Genomic DNA, 19,211 nt, shown 5'->3' with positions numbered 1-19,211 from the left:
ATAGAATGTAAAACATTTAATTCGAGGTGAAATCATGTACTGTCCAGAAGAAAGAGAATCGTATTTTCATCGTACAATCAACGCATTAAAATCGTCATCATTAATTGAAGGTATTGTTCAGTTGGGTTCTGGAGTTATTGGATACAAGGACGAGCATTCTGATATTGACTTAATGGTGTCTACGAATAAAATCACTGACGTTGATGAAGCGAAAAAATACATCCAAACGTATTTTAGTGGCCTTGAATTTCTTTATATAAAGGAAGTTCAATTTCGGGAAAATATCTTCTTACTAATTGCCATTTTAGAAAATGGACTAGAATTTAACGTGTCGATTTTGCCTACTGACTATTTAAATGTAAAATCACCATTATGGAATGTAATTGAAGACAAAACAGGGAACGTATCTGAAATCATGGAACGTGAAAACAAGAACTTTACAGAAAGAGAATTCAAATATTTTGTAAGCGATGATATTGGGTTCGATTTCTTCTATGCGATGAGAAAGTTTTACACAGAATTAAAACGACAAAATTTAATCTATGCTCTTAAAATGCTCGAAACGTCGAGAGACTATATTCTTGAAGTACAAGGATATAATGAAAACAAGAAACTCCATCAATTCAAAGCATACGAAACATTACAGCCTGCTTTTATAACAAGGTACCTTCAGACTTACCCAGACGAAATAACAGTTGCAAAGTTACTAATTTCAGCTGATAGATTAATAGATTTATTTTATGATATTGTAAAACAAAGTGATGTTTTTTCTGTAAATGAAGTATGGCTTGACAGCGTGAAAGTGAAAGATTTTATGTCAAAAATAGATTTGAGGCAGTTTTCATGATACGTAAAAAAATATACCACCTTCTAGGCCAATTGCCTGACGAAGAATTAGAGCATGTATACTGGTCAATCGAATCTATTTATCAAGAATATCGTCATAAAAAGAACTTGCTCAATAAAGGCGTTGTTATTTCAGAAATAATAGAAGACGCTAATGTATTGATTGATAAATGGGATAAATCCTTTGCCAATAGTATAAGTGAGAAGGAAAGAGAAGAGATTCACTACGACGATTTTAAATGGCACATATTCAGCTATGAAAAGCAGTCTTGCTTGCTAGAGGAAGAGGCACGTAAAGCATTTACTGCGATGACTAAGGATGAAGTATATGTCATGTATGAAGGTGCACCTTTTATATTTCTATACTCCAATTCAAGTAAACTAGTAGCAGAAGATTTCGATACACAGGATGACATTTATATTTTTGATAAAAACTTCACTTGGACGTATGTTCGTACTCACGAATCCTTGTGCGGACCGTATTTCTATCGGGTAAACGAAATGACAGATGAAAAAACTCAGGGCGACAAACCCTGAGTTTTTCTGTACTATTTAAACCAGCCTTTCTTATAAAACCACCCAAACATTCCCACTCCAATGACAAACATTGCAATTAACGTACCATAGTAACCGTATTCGGAGTGAAGCTCAGGCATGTATTCAAAATTCATTCCGTAAATTCCGGCTATAAACGTTAGAGGCATGAAAATCGTCGTAATGACGGTTAATACTTTCATCACTCTGTTCGTTTGGTGAGAATTTAAGGAGACATAACTATCACGCATATCTGTTGTAAGTTCGCGGCTTGCTTCAATCATTTCAGACAGCTTTAATAAATGGTCGTGAATATCTGCGAAGTATTCCATCCTTCCTTGTACATCTTTTAAACGACTTGAATTAATAATGCGATATGTTAAATCACGCATCGGTGTTATGGTGTGACGTAATAATAAAAGCTCATGCCTTACGTCAAATATTTCATTTAATAGCTCTTCGGTTGATTTTACTTCTGAATTGGCATCAATATCATCGAGACGATCTTCAATATGATATACAAGAGGGAAGTAATTATCTACGATTTTATCTAAAACATGATATAACACAGTTGATGGATTCCACTCTGAAATGAGCTTTGATTGAAGTAGGCGGCTCCATACTTCATCCACTTCTTTACTATGTTGATTATGAAACGTCACAATGTATTGATCACCAACAAAGAAATCAACTTCTTCACGTGAAAATGAAGCTGCATTTAAGGCTTGAATAACAAAGAAGTTATAGTTCTCATAATAATCCAGCTTCGGACGTTGCAGCGTATGTATACAATCTTCTATCGATAATGGATGAAATTGAAGCGGATGATGCAATAGTTCAATTTCTTCTTCCGTCGGGGAGTCAAAATCAATCCAATACCACTTGTTATCACTTGTTGTTACATCCGGCAGTTTTTCTAGTTGTAGTATTTGGTTATTTTCAATGACAATAGTACGAATCATACGGTCTCCTTAAGTAATTGTTACTATTACTTTACACTGAAATCTATTCAGATCCAAAACTTTTTGTCTTATTTATGAAAGCTTGGACATAAGATGTACAAGTTATCAACTTAAGGCAGTGGGTGAGAGTAAAGTGAATGTAAGTATTTTAGTAAGTTACGTTCTTCTTGGCATTACGTTAGCAGCACCAATCGGTCCTGTTAATTCCGTACGACTTGATAAGGGACTCAAAAACGGCTTTTGGCATGCATGGGTAGTGGGTCTCGGTTCAATGATTGCAGATGCTATATTTATGGCGCTTGTTTATTTTGGCATCGTTCACTTCTTAGATTCACCACCGATTCAAGTATTTTTATGGCTGTTTGGTGGATTTATCTTAATTTATTCTGGAGTAGAGAGCATCTTAACAGCTAATCAAATTAAACTGCATCACATTCGTAGTAAAGACTCGATGCTTAAATGTTTTCTGACTGGATTCATTATGTCCATTTCGAGTCCGCTATCCATTCTTTTTTGGCTTGGTATTTATGGCTCCGTCTTAGCAAAAACAGCGGCAACGTATGGAACTGGTGAACTTATTTTATACAGTTCGATGATATTTGTCGGTCTAGCAATTTGGGATATTTTCGTCGCAAGCTTAACTAGTGGGTTTCGTAAGTTCTTAAACTTAAAAAGTATTATTATCATTTCAATTATCTCAGGGTTATCTCTTATTGCATTCGGATTATATTTTGGCTATCAGGGGATCGTTGCATTATTTGGTTAGGCTGATTTCGCATTGATGTTGTTTTTCATGCAAGTCTTGAAACACGTAATTAGTAATCTTATAAAATATAATTAGTTTAAAATAGATAGCCATGTTTACGATAATTCCCTTTGATTAAAAGGTAGGACTTTCACAATACTTTGTCGAAGTATACAGTGAAAGCTTATAAAAGGATGGTAATTAGATTCATGAAATTAACTGGCAACAAAGTAGCACTACGAACGATTGAAAATAGTGATTTTCCCGTTTTATTTGAATTCATTTACGGCTCAGAAAATCCAGAGTGGAAGAAATGGGACGCACCGTATTTTCCACATAAACAAATTCCGTACCATACGTTCGTTGAACAAATGATGAAAAAATCAACATCAGAACCAGCCAATCAAATGGTTATTCTTCACGATGAACAGATCATTGGTACAGTCTCTTCATACTGGGAATACGAACCTTCAAGATGGCTTGAAGCAGGAATCGTGATTTATGTACCAGAGTATTGGAATGGTGGATACGGTACGGATGCGTTAAAGCTTTGGGTGGAGTTCTTATTCGGTCAACATGACATTGCAAGGGTTGGTATTACAACATGGTCTGGAAATGATCGAATGATGCGAGCAGCCGAAAAGATTGGCATGCAGTTAGAGGGTAGAATGCGAAAATGTCGTTATTACAATGGCACATATTATGATTCCATTCGCATGGGTGTATTACGTGAAGAATGGGAACAACTAAATAACCACTTATAAACCAATTCCGGTTAGGATTGGTTTTTTTATTTTATGCTAATATATCTACCTCATACATAAATCACCTGTAGATATGGAAAAACTTATAGAAATGACGAACGGATGAAAGGAAATACGCAATGAATAAAAAAAGTATTCCTTTTCTTATATTGGCAATCTTACATAGTATTATTTTGTTAATTACGTTTAGGAAAAAAGGAAAAAAAACGTTTACTCTTTTGACAATCGGTATTGGAGTCGCTTATGTCTTTGAATACTTCGTGTTAAACGTATTTAAAATGTACAAGTACTATCCAAAAATATTTAAAAACAAATGGATTGATTCGGTAATGGGGGCTTTATTGTCACAAGCAGTATTTGTACCCATTACAGGAACTGTATTAACACTATTTAAACATGGGTGGAAGGCAAGAATAGGGGCCGCACTATTTTACGGTGCAACTGAACGGATTTTCATTAAGTGGAAGATTTTTAGTAATGATACGTGGAGTACAATCTATACCGTTGGTGCAATGCCGATGTACTTTTATATCATTACCAAGTGGTGGAGAGGGTTACAAAATGGAAACAAACTCATCCAATGGAGTTCCCTGTTGTTATGCTTTTGGACAAATTATACAAATATACTTTTTATAGCTTTAGCAAGATATAAGAAGTACAGATTTCGCTTTCATGCTGTAAGAAATCGCTATTGGGATCATTTTATTATCGTCCCACTATACACGTTACTAGCAAGTATTGTTGGAACGATTAATACATTTCATATGCCAACCTCTTTCAAATGGTGTGGTATTCTGTTCATGCATTTGATCGACCAATGTTTATTTCATTGTAAATTGATCAAACCGTCTAATAAGGGGAGTTTATACAAGCTACTACCCATTCACATTTCGATTCTATTGTTAGGGGAGATATATAAGAAATTAATAAAATCAGAACATCACATACATGAAGTAAATACATCAAGAGGTTGGGACAAAACTAAAACACGACTCTAAAAACGAACAATTTCAAATTAGGTAGGCTTTTAATACAGCTGTTAATTTCCGTGCAAGACTTCGCTTTCCGCGGGGTGTTGGTAAGCCTCCTCAGTCGTTCCTCCGTGCGGGGTCTCACCTAACTCACTTCTCCCGCAGGAGTCTTCGTCTTGCACTCCAACTAACAGCTAGAACATACTTAAAACAAAACGTAGTCTCAAACAAAACAAATAAAAAAATCCGAACTCAATCAAATCCTATTTTTAACGAATTTGAGATGATTGTTCGGATTTTTCTTCGCCGAAAATACTTTTAGCCCAGCCTCATTCTTTACTCCTCAAAATGAAAATCGCCATTGAAATAAAGATGGTAAACAAAATGATAAGAAAAATCGGTGTTGATAGTTGCTCTCTCAACATATAAGTCACTATTAATCATTTTAATTCTGCTAATGTTGGGTGAAAAAACAAGAATAATATTGTGATCACAGGAATGGAAACAATAATTCCAACAAGAGGGTTTCGGTAATGTATTCTAAGTATCGTAAACATAATGACATTGAATATTCCTGACCAAAAAAGATTCCAGTCATTTTCGTAAATAAACATTCCCTTGTTATGAAAGATAAATTCAAGACTTGTAAAATAGGCAACCCAGACAGCTACATATAGATAAGGCTTTTTCTTCTTCGGAAAGTATCTTAAATAAATCATAAGTATAACTGGAATGACAAACAACATGAAGGAAATTTCTATAAACGTATGATTAAGCCATGAAAAAGTAATACCATTGTATCTCCATAACGTATGATTATAAAAAATGAAATTATAAAAGAGATTACAGATGATATAAAACTGAACCGTGGGATAGTAATCTTTCCAATTTTTCCAATCAACAAAATAGTAACCCAAAAAAACATATACAATTAGGACTAATAGTAAATACATCGTAAAGTCCTTTCTTTACATTATCATAACGTTATTATGTCCAAAATATGGCATCAATTAAACAAGCAATTCCCGTTAAAAAGTGATTCATTTGTAGGATTTTTCATATAGATTAGTAGAACGGAAAACTATGCTGAAAGGATGTCTCGCCTATGACTGAACGTCGTTTTATCCATGTGGAGACAGCACTACCTGGTAAGAAATCAATGGAATTACAACAGTTGCGTAATGAACATGTACCGAGAGGACCGTTTAATACATCACCTGCTTTTATTGATAGAGCAGAGGGAGCGCTCGTCAAAGATGTGGATGGGAATTCATTAATTGATTTAGCCGGTGGCATTGGTACGTTAAACGTTGGTCACTGTCCTCCTAGAGTAGTTGAGAAAATCAAAAATCAATTAGATCACTTTATACATCCAGGATTTAATGTGATGATGTATGAATCCTATATACAACTAGCAAAGAAATTAAATGAAATCACACCGGGCAAGTTCAAAAAGAAAACCTTCTTTTTGAACTCAGGGGCAGAAGCGGTTGAAAATGCAATTAAAATTGCAAGACGCTATACGGGAAGAAGGGCTGTCGTTTCATTTGACCGTGGTTATCACGGTCGTACTTATATGGCGATGGCGTTAACAAGTAAAGTTAAACCTTATAAAAATGGATTTGGTCCGTTAGTACCCGAAACATACAAATTGCGCTTTCCGTATTACTACCGTAAACCGACAGGAATGACGAATAAACAATATGATGCATTTTTATTGCAGCAAATTGATGACTTTTTTATAGCGGAAGTACCACCAGAGGATATTGCCGCATTCATATTGGAACCTGTACAAGGGGAAGGTGGCTTTGTCGTTCCATCTGTAAACTTTGTTCAACAGTTAAAGAAGAAATGTGAGGATCACGGAATTTTATTTATTGCGGATGAGATTCAAACTGGATTTGGCAGAACCGGAAAAATGTTTGCGAGTGAGCATTTTGGAATTGAACCTGATTTGATCACGTTGTCTAAATCAATTGCAGCCGGAATTCCAATTAGTGCTGTAACAGGAAGAGCTGAAATTATGGATGCACCTATGCAAGGGGAAATAGGTGGAACATACGGAGGAAGTCCATTAGGATGTGTAGCCGCATTAGAAGTCATTACTATGATTGAGGAAGAAGGGCTTCTAGAACGAGCAAATACAATCGGAGAAGTCATCACCAATTCATTTACAAATATGAAAGAAAAATACGAAGTAATTGGGGATGTAAGAGGTCTTGGCGCAATGTGTTCGATTGAAATTGTAAAGGACCGAGAATTAAAAGAACCGAATAAAGAGCTAACAGGACAAATTATTGCTGAATGCAATAAAAGAGGAGTCATTATCCTTAGCGCTGGCTTATACAGTAACGTAATAAGAATTTTGAGCCCGCTTGTCATAACGTTTGAACAGCTATCCGAAGCATTAACAGTTATTGATGAGGTTATTGGGGAGTTGACATGTTAACCATTAAACAGCACCAACGATGAGAATCGAAGGTGCTGTTGTTCTATTCTATCGTAATCTTTTTAAAAGGCAATTTCGTAAAGATTGTTGGTATTTGGATAACTTGTTAAAACATTGAGTTGTTTGGAGCGGAAGGCGCACGACTCCTGCGGGAGATAGAGGGAATCGTGAGACCCCGCAGGCGAAGCCGAGGAGGCTCATGTCCCTCCCCGCGGAAAGCGTGTGCCTGAAGCGGAAATCAACGGACCAAATATAAATTCTTTTTTTGTAAAAATAGCAACAAAGTATGCGAAAACAACCTTTTAAAACAGTTTATCAAAGAACCTTTTTAAAGGCGAATCGTCATCATCATCTTCGTACTCATTCTCCTTTTTGTTCACAGATAACGAAATATCTTCAAGATCGATTGCGTGATCAGTGGCTAACACGAGACCAAAATCAGAATTGTATTCGCCATTAACACTTAACGTATATGGGATGTTTAAATCCGAAGCAAGCTTTACAAATGGACTTAACGCGCGATATTCCATATTACCATTTAGAAACATTTTTGCAGTTGGATATTGCTTCATAATTTTTTCCAAGTCAGTTATGTATAAATTTTTCTCACGTACTTGTCCTTGTTTAAGAGCAATGATGACACGCTCCCGAATAGTGCCTAAGTATTCCCTCCGTTCATCAGGTTTCGTTTCAAGTGGTCCAGCTATTCCTTCTGTTATATAATCTTCAATATCTTTTTTCATTACCTTCGCACCTCCAGCATAACCGTTATTTTAACCGTACTAGTGTGCTTTTAACAAAACAGAACAAACGTTCTTTACATATGAATGATTTATGATAATATAGAATTACTAATAATGTGGAACGGTGATCAGTATGAATAAGTGGAATGTGTCTGTTCGTGGGATTGTGGAGTATGTATATCGAAGCGGTAGTATTGAAACCTCCTTTCAAGCACCAAGCTTATTTATGGAGGGAACGAAGGCTCATCAAGCTGTCCAGGCTACCTATACAGATAAAGACGAGAAGGAAGTTCACCTTGAAACAGATGTTATGTTAAAGGACTGCCTTTTAAAAATTGAAGGTCGTTGTGACGGAATTCTTCACCGAGATGATATGGTAACCATTGACGAAATTAAATCAACATCTCGCTCACTTGAATTTTTCACAGAAGAGACAACTTCCCCGGTTCACTGGGCTCAAGCAAAAATGTATGCCTACATGTATGCAAAACAACATGAGCTTCTTGCGATTAATGTTCAGCTTACGTATATAAGACGAAACAAAAAAGAAAAAAAGCATTTCTTACAAAGCTTCCAAATTACTGAATTAGAGCAGTTTTTTAAGATGGTAATTGAGAAATATACTCCCTATGTCCAGTTTCATCAACACCACCAAAAAGAAAAAAACGAATCGAGTAAAAAGCTATCCTTTCCATTTCAAACATATCGAGAAGGACAACGAAAGCTTTCTGGAGCTGTATATAAAACGATTCACGAACACCAAAACTTATTCGCATTAGCACCAACAGGTATAGGAAAGACGATTTCCACCGTTTTTCCATCAGTAAAAGCAATAGGAGAACAACACATTGACAGAATTTTTTACTTAACAGCCAAAACCATCACACGTACAACAGCCGAAGATACGTTCTCATTACTTAAATCACATGGCTTAACGTTCAAAACGGTTACCATTACAGCGAAAGACAAAGCATGCTTAAAGGATGAAACCCGTTGTCAAAAGGATTATTGTGAATTCGCCAATGGCTATTATGACCGAATTAACGATGCTGTGTTAGATATATTACAACACGAAGACATTATAACGAGAGAGGTGATAGAAAGTTATTCCATGAAACATAAAGTTTGTCCGTTTGAATTCTCATTAGATTTAACGAACAACGCTGACGCAATCATATGTGATTACAATTACATATTTGATCCCAGGGTTTCCCTGAAGCGAGTGACAGATGATAACCGAAAGAAAAGCGTGCTGCTAGTGGATGAAGCACATAATTTAGTCGACCGAGGAAGAGAAATGTACTCCTCTACAATAGAGAAGTCAATGTTCCTAGAGCTAAAACGCGCTTTCAAAGGGAATCACGATGCACTCTATCAAACAGTCAATCAAATCAATCAATTCTTTATACAAATTCGTAAAAGTTCATCAGCTTCTGAATTTACACTATCAAAGTTAGATACTGATTTTGTAAAAGCGCTTGAATCATTTGCAAGTGTAGCAGAAGAGGAGATTCAATCTCCTTGGATGCAAGAAAACCGTGAACTATTGCTAGACGCTTATTGGAATGTTCAAGCGTTCCTCAAAACTGCTACTCTGTATGATGAGCGGTATGTTACTTACATTGAAATTCAGAAAAATGAAGTAAGAATGAAGATTCTCTGTCTAGATCCCTCTCTTTCCTTGCAAAAAATGGGGAAGGGGTTTAGATCGAAAATCTTCTTTTCGGCAACGCTATCACCACAGTCCTATTACCAAAAGATGATTGGCGCTAAAAGCTGTGATTATACAATCGATATCCCGTCACCGTTTCGAAAAGAACAAACAGAAGTGATCATCTATCCGATATCAACTCGTTATCAGCATCGTGATAAAACAACGGTTCAAATTGGAACGATCATAAAAAAAGAGATAGAGCTAAGCAGTGGAAACATCTTACTCTTTTTCCCGTCGTATCACTATATGAACCAAATCATAGAAAACATAGAGTTAGATGGAAACCAATTCACAGTATTGAGACAAGATACGAATATGACGGAAGACAAGAGAGAGGAGTTTATATCACATTTTGATGTGCATCATACGAAGAGAGTAATTGCATTCGCCGTATTAGGAGGCGTTTTTTCAGAAGGAATTGATTTAATGGGAGATAAACTGAATCATGTGATGATTTGCGGTGTAGGGTTACCTCAAGTAGGGTTTGAACGGAATATTATGAAGGATTACTTTCAATCAATAGGACGAGATGGCTATTTATATTCGTATGTGTTTCTAGGTATCAATAAAGTATTACAAGCGGGTGGGAGACTCATCCGTTCAGAGGAAGACTACGGTCGGATTACACTCATTGATGATCGGTATCTTACACCACTCTATCAATCTCTGTTACCTCATGAGTGGAAGCATTTTATTGTAGCAAATGAATAAAAGAATTGTAGTTATCTCTAGAAAGTGAGAGCTAACACAATTCTTTTTACGTATTACATCGATTTCGTAGTAAACAACTTTCTTCGATAATTCCATATCACTATTCCTACAGAAGAGAGAAGCAGGAGGAGACCGAATACTAAAAATGTATTCGCGTAACTCATAATATCCGTCCAAGGTACACCATCATCATCTAACGGTATACCTAAAAACGTAATGCTAATTCCTTCCCCGTCAATGATTGGCAACTTGAACCTTTTCCATGATTCAACTAAACCAAAAAATTGTTTTAACGAAAAAAACTTATAGATGCACACCGTTCCTAAAAGCAATACAACATTTTGCAAAAGTAGTGTTTTAAAGCGCATATTCGGTTTTTACTCCTCCTTTAGTAGATTTTAATGCAACTGGGAAACAGACCGTAATGGTCGTTCCTTTACCTTCTTCGCTCTGTAGAGAAAAGATACCTTGATGATTCTCAATAATTTTCATCGTCGTCATCACACCTAAACCAGTTCCCGTTTCTTTTAACGTGTAGAATGGTTGACCTATGTTTTTCATTTTATCCTTTGGAATCCCCATGCCGTTGTCTTCAAAACAAATTTCAATATTTTCCTCATTCATTTGTAATGATATTTCGATTTTCCCGCCTGTTGGCATTGCTTCAATTGAGTTCTTCACGATATTAATAAATGCCTGTTTTAACTCATTTTCCTCACATAAAATGAATACGTTCTGTGTCGTTTTGTCATGTATATCCATTTGGATATTGTGATACAGAGCTTCTGGTCCTAATAATGTTGCAATATCATGAATGATTGGGTAAAGAAGACACTGCTTATATTGGGACTCCTTTGGTTTTGCTAAAAACAAAAAGTCGTTCGTCACTTCATTAATACGATCGATCTCGGAGAGGATGACATCGTAATATTCAGAATCTGAGTTAGATTCCTTCATAACTTGAACAAATCCTTTAATGCTAGTAAGCGGGTTACGAATTTCATGGGCAATTCCCGCTGCTAATTGACCAACAACAGCTAAACGGTCCGAAGCTTTCAACATCTCCTCAGCTTTTTTCCTTTCCGTTACATCACGTACAACAAGTTGCACACATTTCTTGTCGTTATACATGCAACCAATCGCCTTTGACTCCGCGAAAATCGAGGAACCATTTTGATGAACTAACTCCACCTCGATAATCTCTTGTATCTTTGCCTCTGCAGCGTAAGCTTCCCGTTGACGTTCATGAATTTTCTCATGTGTAGAAGGGTGAGCGAATTGTAAAAGCGATTGGCCAGTTGCTGAACCATAAGGGTACCCAAGCATTTCATAAATCGCAGGGTTTGCGTAAAGAATCGTCCCCATATGATGAATGATAACTCCATCTGGGTGGTTTTCAATTAGTGATTTATAACGTTGGTCACTTTCGACTCTTTCTTTGTTAGACTTTTTCTCTAGAATTGAATGTAAAACAATGCTGAACATAGATGAAATAATAAAATAAGGAATAATAACTAAATAGAGGAATTGGTTTGATATTTCAATATCAAAAACTAGTAGCAGAAATAGTAGTGTGATGAAGGCTGCGATCATTAGGCTACAAAACAAAATAAATGGTTGATTTCTAGTCATTTCTGTTAACGAAAATTGTTTCAAGCACTAATACCTCCTTTCCTATCTAATGAATAAAATAGAAATTCTACCATTATCATATCAAAAATGGAAAAAAATAAAAGAAAAACTCTATAAAACTGTAAGATAATACCATAAAATGGTAGATTTATAGAATGAAACATGATATTTTATTTAAGCGAGGATGTGAGAACAATGATAAAAGCAGTAATATTTGACTTTGATGGCTTAATTATTGATACAGAAACCGTTTGGTATGAAGTGTTTAGAAAAGTGATGGGGAACTATGGCGTTTCGATGACTGTTGAAGATTTCTCCATTTGTATAGGTACAAGTGATGATGTTTTATATAAAAAGTTAGAACAACTTGCGGGTACTACACTAGACCGCACTGAAATGAAACGACAAACAAGAGAACTCTATAACCACTATGTCTCGACGTTAACACTAAGAGAAGGGGTTATTGATTATTTACAAGCAGCTACTACTATGGGTCTTAAGCTTGCAGTAGCATCTAGCTCAAGTCGGAATTGGGTTGAAGCGTTTTTAGAGAAGTTTCAACTACGAAATTATTTCGATGTAGTCAAAACGAGAGATGATGTGACGATGGTAAAACCAGATCCAGAACTTTACATCCAAGCTATGACTAGTCTTGGAGTGACGGCTCAAGAAGCCTTTTGTTTTGAGGATTCAAAAAATGGATTACAGGCAGCACTTTCTGCAGGATTATCTTGTGTTATCGTACCAAATGGGATTACAAGAATACTAGATTTCTCTGGACATGCATTTAAAATGAATTCGATGGCAGATCATTCGTTCGAAGAAGTCCTAGCAATACTACACACAAAAGACACGATCCATAAAGGGGCAAGATCATGAAAAAAGTATTAATGTTTGTATACGATTCATTTGCTGAATTTGAAATATCCATTTTAGTAACCTGTTTAAGTGGGACGGATTATAAGCTTGAAACATTTTCTACTTCAGATACTCCAGTTACATCGGGAGGAAAATTAAACATTTTACCAGACTTACACATTGATCATATAAAGATAGAAGATTATGTAGCGCTCATCATCCCAGGGGGAGAACCCTCCGCACATTTATCAGACTTTAAGTTACTAGATTTACTCAAACAATTTCATGAATCTAAAAAAGTCATTGCAGCCATATGTGGTGGTCCTGCTCTACTTGGAGCAGCCGGTATCTTACATGATGTGTCCTATACAGCATCCATTACAGAGCAAGACTTACTATATAGAGACTACATGAACTGGGAGAGAAAGAAGGATAACCTTCTAGTTATCGACCAAAATGTCATAACCTCAACTGGATCAAACTACATCGTCTTTGCAGAAGAAGTATTACGCAAACTAGGCATCGTCCCAATCGATGAAATTAAACCGCTTACATATTTTAGAGTACCGTCGTCATATTAAGGAGCAGCTAGAAATCTAGCTGCTATTTATTTGGGAATTATAATCTCTTTTCTAACATTTTTCTATATGATGATAAACACCGAAATTAGCAACATATTAATTTTCTATGTACATTCAAGTTTGTTCCATTATAATAATGACTAAACCATTTTTTTACATAGAGGTGATACGGGTGTATCAATATTTTCATGGGCTAATCATTCGAGAAGGAACGCACGGCATACCCGCGGATAAAGTGAAAAAGTTATTTGAGGATGCAGGGTGGATGCGAATAAATCCAGAATGGCAGGATGAGAAGTATCAACTAATCTTTGAAAATTCAACATGTGCTTATACAGTATGGGATGGGGAAGAAATGATTGGAATGATTCGTGTCATTTCAGACCAAATCACGATCGCAACTATTGCAGACCTTGTTGTTCGTTCCACGCATCGTGGACAAGGTATAGCGAAAAAGCTTATCGAACTTTGTGTTTCGAAACTCCCTCATGGAGACTGGTTTGCCAATACATCAAGCAACAATTTTTCTTTTTATGAAAAATGTGGATTTGAAGTGAAAGATCTATCAGAAAACGGAACGTGTGTCCTTTATGGTTTTCGTAAAGCAAGGCAAGAAGGACATCGATAAAAGGAGTAATGTGATGAAATCACTATTTGATGCATTTCCAATTTTAGAAACTGAACGTTTAAAATTACGAAAAATAACTGTAGACGATAAAGAAAACGTATTTGCCTATTTTTCTGATGATCTTGTAACGAGATACTTCGGAATTGATAACTTCACAAAGATAGAACAAGCAGAAGAAATCATCAATGCGTTTAATAATGGGTTTGAGCAGAAACAAGCCATCCGTTGGGGGATTGCTCTTAAACATACAGACGAATTAATTGGCTCAATCGGGTTTCATAACATTAGCAAAAATAACGCTAGAGTTGAAGTAGGATACGAGATTACAAGAAAAGAATGGAACAAAGGGTATGCGACTGAGGCGTTAAAAGCAGTGATAGCGTATTTATTTAACGAGGTAGGCTTCAACAGAATTGGTGCAACGATACGACCTGAGAATGAGGCGTCACAACAACTTGTAAAAAAACTTGGCTTCCAGGAAGAAGGAACGCTTCAAGATTATCAATTTACTAGAGGAAACTATCATGATTTGATTATGTTTTCGTTGTTGAAAAGGAATTACAAATAAAAGGTTAAACGGCGTGCTATATCGAAGTTGATAGCACGCTTATTTAAAGGGGGCGTTTTATGCATTGGAAAAAGTATTTGATATTACTTCCACCATTTCTTTTTATAGGTATTTTATCCATTATACTTCTTCCTGTTGGTGAAAAACATAATTCGCTCCTTTTAGCTTTACTATTTTGGGTTGTATATTACCTTTGGATTCATTTTGAAAAAGATAATAAAAATTAATTTATAACGTTGCAGTTTTTACTTGTAAAGGTTTAGTAGATTCGTTCGTAATACGGAAACAAATAAACATACTCACAAACCCCATACCCATAAATAGTGAGGAAATCAAAGCCGGTGGTAAAAATGCACTAACTAAAATCACAATTCCCGCTAAACTGGCACCAATTAATGATGCTACTCCAAACATCGCCATATACGTTCCCCTAGCATGATCTGGAACCATGTTCGCTAATAGAGTTTGTCTGATCGGGATATGGAGCAACTCCCCAAATGTTGCGACTAGCATTGCCACCATTAACAGGAGGGGTGAGCTTCCATAACTTATATACGTATACCCACTAAAGAACAGGAATAGCCCTAGAATTAATACAGTTTGATCTTTATATTTTTTCATCACGTATGTGACGAATAATGTAAGTGTTACGACTAGGATGGTATTTTCCGTTTTGAGTATCCCGACCATATTCATTCCATCTACCTTTAACGAAAGAAAAGAGACGATTGTTTTCGGTTCTTCCATTAGCGTTGTTAACCTAATACCAATGTAATTTGTTAATTGTTCTTCCACACAAATAATCAATAAATTAGCAAAAGCAAATGTAACGAATACACGATGTTTAAACACCTCTTTATAAGAAACCTTTACTTGTGGTTCATGCGATTCTTTTTGGTCGATTGATTCTTTATAGCGATCTTTTATGAAGAAGATGGTTATAAGCAAGGAGATAAATGAGCAAACAGAAACTCCGATGAATAAGTAATAATGGTAGTCTTTAAACAAAAATGCCCCAAGCATTCCACCAAAGGCTACTGCCAAATTCCCTATCCAATACGAATACGTATAAATCGCTTTTCGATTATCAGGATTACTTTCATCAATAATTAATGCCGAATAGGATGGACCTGCTAAGCCAGTGAAAAAATGAATGATAACAAACAAGACAAATGTAACGTAGGGAAGGGTCTGCCAAGGTGAGTTCACATAGGCAGCCGCTAAAAAGCACACGGTAACGATAAGTTCAGCAACAACAATGTTCGTTTTGCGTCCAAGTCGGTCAGATAGAGGACCACCGAGCATTGACCCAACAACACTTGCCACCATTACACCAATAAACATAAACGCAGTCGTAGATGTACCGAGTTTAGTAGAGAAGTAGATAACTAAAAAAGGTGTAACAGACATATTGGCAAGTGTCATAAGAAATTGTAAGCCTAAACGGATTTGAATGGTCGAACTAAATTGGAAGAAGTTCATAGAAATACCACCTTTTTAAATTGTTTTCAGACCCCGTGATTGATTAATCAATCATTTTTATTGCATTAAGATGACCAAGAACAGTTATGTGTCCATTGGTCCGAAAATTTGCATAGCAGACGGTACAAACTTTAGCCAATACTCTTCATCTGGTTCATCAGCCAGGTTGACACGAAGTCCAATCAATAGGGACGTGTAAGAAGTAACCGTAAAGTGAGTGTCTAGTTGCTTTAATTGATTTTTTGTTTGGCCGTTTTTTACGAGTATTTGGATTTTCTCTCGGAATGTATTATGAAACTGATCTAACTCTTTAAACTGATTTTCAAAGCGAGTGTATTGTCCAATGACTTGAACAACAAGTCGCAAATATTTATTCACTTCTGAAAAGATCTTAATATGCATTGTTACCATTTCTTCAAGTTCTTCAAGCGGGTTAGACGCATTTTCATCAAAATCCAATAATAACTTAGAAATTTCTTCGAGAGGTTCCATTACAGCTTGATGAAACAAATCATCCTTTGTGGGGAAATAAGTAAAAACACTTCCAAAGCTAACACCAGAAGCCTTCGCAACCTTTGCAATAGTTGTATCATTGTAGCCATGTTCTGAAAACAATAAAATGGCCTGTTCAAGTATTTTCTTCCGTTTCGCTTGCATCTTCGTCATCTGATCCTCAGAGATGGGCATAACATCCTCCTACAACTGATTGATTAATCAATCTTTATTCTAAACTCCAATAACCCTTTTGTAAAGTTTTGGTATTCGACAAAATTCGGGTGGTGCCTGACACTTGTCGAGTAAATAAAAAGAGATGCTGCTTCATAAGCAGCACCTCAAATTATAGAACCATTTTAGATTGTACGTAGTGATATAGCAGGTTTGCTGTGTTTTCGATTGAGTCCTTATGTGTACGCTCGAAGGCATGTGAAGAGTCAATGCCAGGGCCAATTAGACCGTGAACGATATCGTGACCAGAGCGTATGGCAGCAGATGCATCTGACCCGTAGTAAGGGTAGATATCTAGTTTATAGCCAATTCCGTTTTCCTCAGCTAGTTTTGTTAAATGTTTACGAAGCTCATAGTGATAAGGCCCACTCGCATCTTTCACACAAATTGAAACGGTATATTCATCCGTCGATTGGCCATCACCCATAGCACCCATATCAACTGCTAAATATTCTACTGTTTCCGGTGTAATATTTGAATTTCCACCGTATCCAATTTCCTCATTATTTGAAATCAAGAAATGGGTAGTATACGGCAGTTCTACATGATTTTCTTTTATCTGTTTAATTAGTTGAAGTAGAATTCCTACACTCGCTTTATCATCAAGGTGACGAGATTTTATAAATCCGTTATGAAGAACTTGAACTCTAGGGTCAAAGGAAACAAAATCTCCAACTTCGATACCTAATGCTCGGATGTCGTCGGCATTTTTCACCACTTCATCTAAACGAACTTCCATATTTTCCTGATTTCGTTCTGCTTTTCCAGCATCCTTATACACATGAACAGATGTTTGACGCATTAAAATTGTTCCTGTAACAACTTTTCCTGAAGACGTATGTATTTGACAGTATTCACCTTCGATCGAGTTATAACGAAAGCCACCGATTAAATCGAGCTTAAGTCGACCATTTGATTTTACTTCTTTAACCATCGCACCTAACGTATCGACGTGAGCTGTAAGCATACGATGCTGACGATCATCCTTACCGGGAAGAGTCGCAATCAACCCGCCTTTACGGTTTCTCTTTGTTACAACATTAAGTTCCTTGAAATAGTTCTCTACATATGTAATCACTTCATTTGTATATCCAGAGGGACTTGGAATCGAAACTAATTCTTTAATCAACTGAATGGTTTGTTCAACATTTACATTTGTCATTATGTTACTCCTCTGCAAAAAGACTTTACCTCATTATACATTGTTTTCCTTTTTATGACGATGACTATGACTGAATAAGGGAGATTTCAATAGTAACAAATTGTAAATTTATGCTAAAATTTAAGTAATATAAACCAAGATTAATAGGAGGGCTATACCTTGAAAGGAAAGTGGAAATACGTTTGTAGAGTGGGAATATTATACTCATTTGTCCTAACAATTGGTATCCAGCTAATTAATATTTTGCTATATGGACTCCCAAAGGAATTTGATACTCCATTACAGTCTGCGCTGGGTTTCGCAGTCGGTGTGATGGCAGGTACGATATTACTGTTTCCTTTTGGCATCATATCCGGACTTCTCATATGGAAACAAAAATCAAAAAAGATAAATGGAGTTCCATACTGAATTAACAAGAGTTGAAAATATCAGGAGGTGCATGTATGTTTTGAAGCTGTTCATATTAATTGTTTACCTGGTATTTTCTTTATTGATGCATACTGAAAAGAAGTTAATTAAAGAAGAGGAAGAAGACATAACGGAGTCACGACATTAATATGTTGTTCTATTTATAATGGTTTCAATAAAACTGTTTCTTGGTAAAAAGTTTAAGACTATAACCATTGTATCCTCATAAAAGAGTAGCTCAGAGTATAAACTCTGAGCTTTTCCATTAATACGGTCCGTCTAAAAGCTCTCCACCTAATAATCCTAAGCCAAAACCAAGAAGTCCAGTTCCTACTGGTCCACCAAACGGTCCACCATAACCATACCCATATCCTGGTCCATATCCGTAACCTGGACCGTATCCGTATCCATATCCATAAGGTCTTGGTCTCGGACGTCCATACCCATATCCATATCCGTAAGGTCTTGGTCTCGGGCGCCCATGCCCATATCCATATCCATAAGGTCTTCTACTATTCACCATCACAATTCCTCCTTGAAATGCAAATTAAATGTAGTAACACTGTAGACTATGTAATTACCTAACTTTTGGACTGGTCAAATACCCGGTTTTACAAATCTAGCAAGAAATAAGGAATTTGCCTATACACATTCGACAAATTTCGGGTAGTGACTGGCACCACGTAATCATTTACAATTTAAATAGATTACAACAAGGGAGGATCTT

Annotated in this window: 22 protein-coding genes; 13 read left to right on the top strand and 9 right to left on the bottom strand. The window is 36.2% G+C overall.

Features of this window, described 5'->3' with window-relative positions; translation table 11 throughout:
- Positions 1 to 34 precede the first annotated feature (34 nt).
- Entirely contained in the window at positions 35 to 847 is an 813-nt protein-coding gene (locus tag JR050_RS18225) for a hypothetical protein (protein ID WP_204205075.1), read from the top strand.
- Positions 844 to 1,383: a DUF4275 family protein gene (locus tag JR050_RS18220; protein WP_204205074.1), complete on the top strand. Its 540-nt coding sequence runs from the start codon at positions 844 to 846 to the stop codon at positions 1,381 to 1,383. Before JR050_RS18225 ends, JR050_RS18220 begins: the two co-directional genes overlap by 4 nt.
- A gap of 11 nt (positions 1,384 to 1,394) precedes the next feature.
- On the opposite strand, the gene corA is transcribed toward JR050_RS18220, so the two are convergent.
- Positions 1,395 to 2,342, bottom strand: a complete 948-nt coding sequence (corA, locus tag JR050_RS18215) for a magnesium/cobalt transporter CorA (RefSeq protein WP_204205073.1) — start codon at positions 2,340 to 2,342, stop codon at positions 1,395 to 1,397.
- Between the two features lie 133 nt (positions 2,343 to 2,475).
- Between corA and JR050_RS18210 the strand changes: the two genes are divergently transcribed.
- The 3 genes from JR050_RS18210 (at position 2,476) to JR050_RS18200 (ending at position 4,849) form a co-directional block, all read left to right on the top strand.
- Positions 2,476 to 3,108 (top strand): LysE family transporter, encoded by a 633-nt coding sequence (locus tag JR050_RS18210; protein ID WP_204205072.1) that lies wholly within the window; start codon positions 2,476 to 2,478, stop codon positions 3,106 to 3,108.
- A 179-nt stretch (positions 3,109 to 3,287) separates the two neighbouring features.
- The gene (locus JR050_RS18205) at positions 3,288 to 3,851 is read left to right on the top strand and encodes a GNAT family N-acetyltransferase (RefSeq protein WP_204205148.1); all 564 of its coding nucleotides are present in this window, start codon (positions 3,288 to 3,290) and stop codon (positions 3,849 to 3,851) included.
- A gap of 119 nt (positions 3,852 to 3,970) precedes the next feature.
- A complete protein-coding gene (locus JR050_RS18200; RefSeq protein WP_204205071.1) occupies positions 3,971 to 4,849 on the top strand; it encodes a hypothetical protein in 879 nt (292 codons plus the stop codon).
- A 413-nt stretch (positions 4,850 to 5,262) separates the two neighbouring features.
- Here JR050_RS18200 and JR050_RS18195 read toward each other — a convergent pair whose 3' ends face one another.
- Entirely contained in the window at positions 5,263 to 5,775 is a 513-nt protein-coding gene (locus tag JR050_RS18195) for a CBO0543 family protein (protein WP_204205070.1), read from the bottom strand.
- 152 nt (positions 5,776 to 5,927) lie between these two features.
- Here JR050_RS18195 and gabT point away from each other — a divergent pair, with 152 nt between their 5' ends.
- Positions 5,928 to 7,271 (top strand): 4-aminobutyrate--2-oxoglutarate transaminase, encoded by a 1,344-nt coding sequence (gene gabT, locus JR050_RS18190; protein ID WP_204205069.1) that lies wholly within the window; start codon positions 5,928 to 5,930, stop codon positions 7,269 to 7,271.
- A 302-nt stretch (positions 7,272 to 7,573) separates the two neighbouring features.
- On the opposite strand, the gene JR050_RS18185 is transcribed toward gabT, so the two are convergent.
- Positions 7,574 to 8,014: a YueI family protein gene (locus JR050_RS18185; protein WP_204205068.1), complete on the bottom strand. Its 441-nt coding sequence runs from the start codon at positions 8,012 to 8,014 to the stop codon at positions 7,574 to 7,576.
- Between the two features lie 133 nt (positions 8,015 to 8,147).
- Here JR050_RS18185 and JR050_RS18180 point away from each other — a divergent pair, with 133 nt between their 5' ends.
- Complete coding sequence (locus JR050_RS18180) at positions 8,148 to 10,439, top strand: ATP-dependent DNA helicase (RefSeq protein ID WP_204205067.1); 2,292 nt, start codon at positions 8,148 to 8,150, stop codon at positions 10,437 to 10,439.
- A gap of 53 nt (positions 10,440 to 10,492) precedes the next feature.
- On the opposite strand, the gene JR050_RS18175 is transcribed toward JR050_RS18180, so the two are convergent.
- Both JR050_RS18175 and JR050_RS18170 read right to left on the bottom strand, forming a co-directional pair.
- Entirely contained in the window at positions 10,493 to 10,807 is a 315-nt protein-coding gene (locus JR050_RS18175) for a hypothetical protein (protein WP_204205066.1), read from the bottom strand.
- A complete protein-coding gene (locus JR050_RS18170; RefSeq protein ID WP_204205065.1) occupies positions 10,797 to 12,095 on the bottom strand; it encodes an ATP-binding protein in 1,299 nt (432 codons plus the stop codon). Before JR050_RS18170 ends, JR050_RS18175 begins: the two co-directional genes overlap by 11 nt.
- Positions 12,096 to 12,269: 174 nt before the next feature.
- Between JR050_RS18170 and JR050_RS18165 the strand changes: the two genes are divergently transcribed.
- The 5 genes from JR050_RS18165 (at position 12,270) to JR050_RS18145 (ending at position 14,933) form a co-directional block, all read left to right on the top strand.
- A complete protein-coding gene (locus JR050_RS18165; RefSeq protein ID WP_204205147.1) occupies positions 12,270 to 12,950 on the top strand; it encodes an HAD-IA family hydrolase in 681 nt (226 codons plus the stop codon).
- Positions 12,947 to 13,510 (top strand): DJ-1/PfpI family protein, encoded by a 564-nt coding sequence (locus JR050_RS18160; RefSeq protein WP_204205064.1) that lies wholly within the window; start codon positions 12,947 to 12,949, stop codon positions 13,508 to 13,510. The genes JR050_RS18165 and JR050_RS18160 overlap by 4 nt, the downstream gene beginning before the upstream one ends.
- 172 nt (positions 13,511 to 13,682) lie before the next feature.
- Positions 13,683 to 14,138, top strand: a complete 456-nt coding sequence (locus tag JR050_RS18155; protein WP_204205063.1) for a GNAT family N-acetyltransferase — start codon at positions 13,683 to 13,685, stop codon at positions 14,136 to 14,138.
- Between the two features lie 13 nt (positions 14,139 to 14,151).
- On the top strand, positions 14,152 to 14,706 hold the full coding sequence (locus JR050_RS18150; protein WP_204205062.1) for a GNAT family N-acetyltransferase: 555 nt from the start codon (positions 14,152 to 14,154) through the stop codon (positions 14,704 to 14,706).
- 59 nt (positions 14,707 to 14,765) lie between these two features.
- On the top strand, positions 14,766 to 14,933 hold the full coding sequence (locus tag JR050_RS18145) for a hypothetical protein (RefSeq protein ID WP_204205061.1): 168 nt from the start codon (positions 14,766 to 14,768) through the stop codon (positions 14,931 to 14,933).
- Position 14,934: 1 nt separating this feature from the next.
- Here JR050_RS18145 and JR050_RS18140 read toward each other — a convergent pair whose 3' ends face one another.
- From JR050_RS18140 to JR050_RS18130, 3 genes are all read right to left on the bottom strand, one after another.
- A complete protein-coding gene (locus JR050_RS18140) occupies positions 14,935 to 16,188 on the bottom strand; it encodes an MFS transporter (RefSeq protein ID WP_204205060.1) in 1,254 nt (417 codons plus the stop codon).
- An 84-nt stretch (positions 16,189 to 16,272) separates the two neighbouring features.
- Complete coding sequence (locus JR050_RS18135) at positions 16,273 to 16,875, bottom strand: TetR/AcrR family transcriptional regulator (RefSeq protein WP_204205059.1); 603 nt, start codon at positions 16,873 to 16,875, stop codon at positions 16,273 to 16,275.
- Positions 16,876 to 17,026: 151 nt separating this feature from the next.
- Positions 17,027 to 18,076, bottom strand: a complete 1,050-nt coding sequence (locus JR050_RS18130) for a M42 family metallopeptidase (protein ID WP_204205058.1) — start codon at positions 18,074 to 18,076, stop codon at positions 17,027 to 17,029.
- Positions 18,077 to 18,235: 159 nt separating this feature from the next.
- Between JR050_RS18130 and JR050_RS18125 the strand changes: the two genes are divergently transcribed.
- The gene (locus JR050_RS18125; RefSeq protein ID WP_204205057.1) at positions 18,236 to 18,484 is read left to right on the top strand and encodes a hypothetical protein; all 249 of its coding nucleotides are present in this window, start codon (positions 18,236 to 18,238) and stop codon (positions 18,482 to 18,484) included.
- 265 nt (positions 18,485 to 18,749) lie between these two features.
- Here the strand turns inward: JR050_RS18125 and JR050_RS18120 are convergent, their stop codons facing one another.
- A complete protein-coding gene (locus JR050_RS18120; protein ID WP_204205056.1) occupies positions 18,750 to 19,007 on the bottom strand; it encodes a hypothetical protein in 258 nt (85 codons plus the stop codon).
- Between the last annotated feature and the right edge of the window lie 204 nt (positions 19,008 to 19,211).

The organism is Bacillus suaedaesalsae (assembly GCF_016890225.1).
In the GTDB taxonomy this organism is placed as follows: Bacteria; Bacillota; Bacilli; order Bacillales; family SA4; genus Bacillus_BS; species Bacillus_BS suaedaesalsae.
The sequence above is the reverse complement of the archived record's forward strand: the minus strand, read 5'-3'. Positions and strand labels throughout refer to the sequence as shown.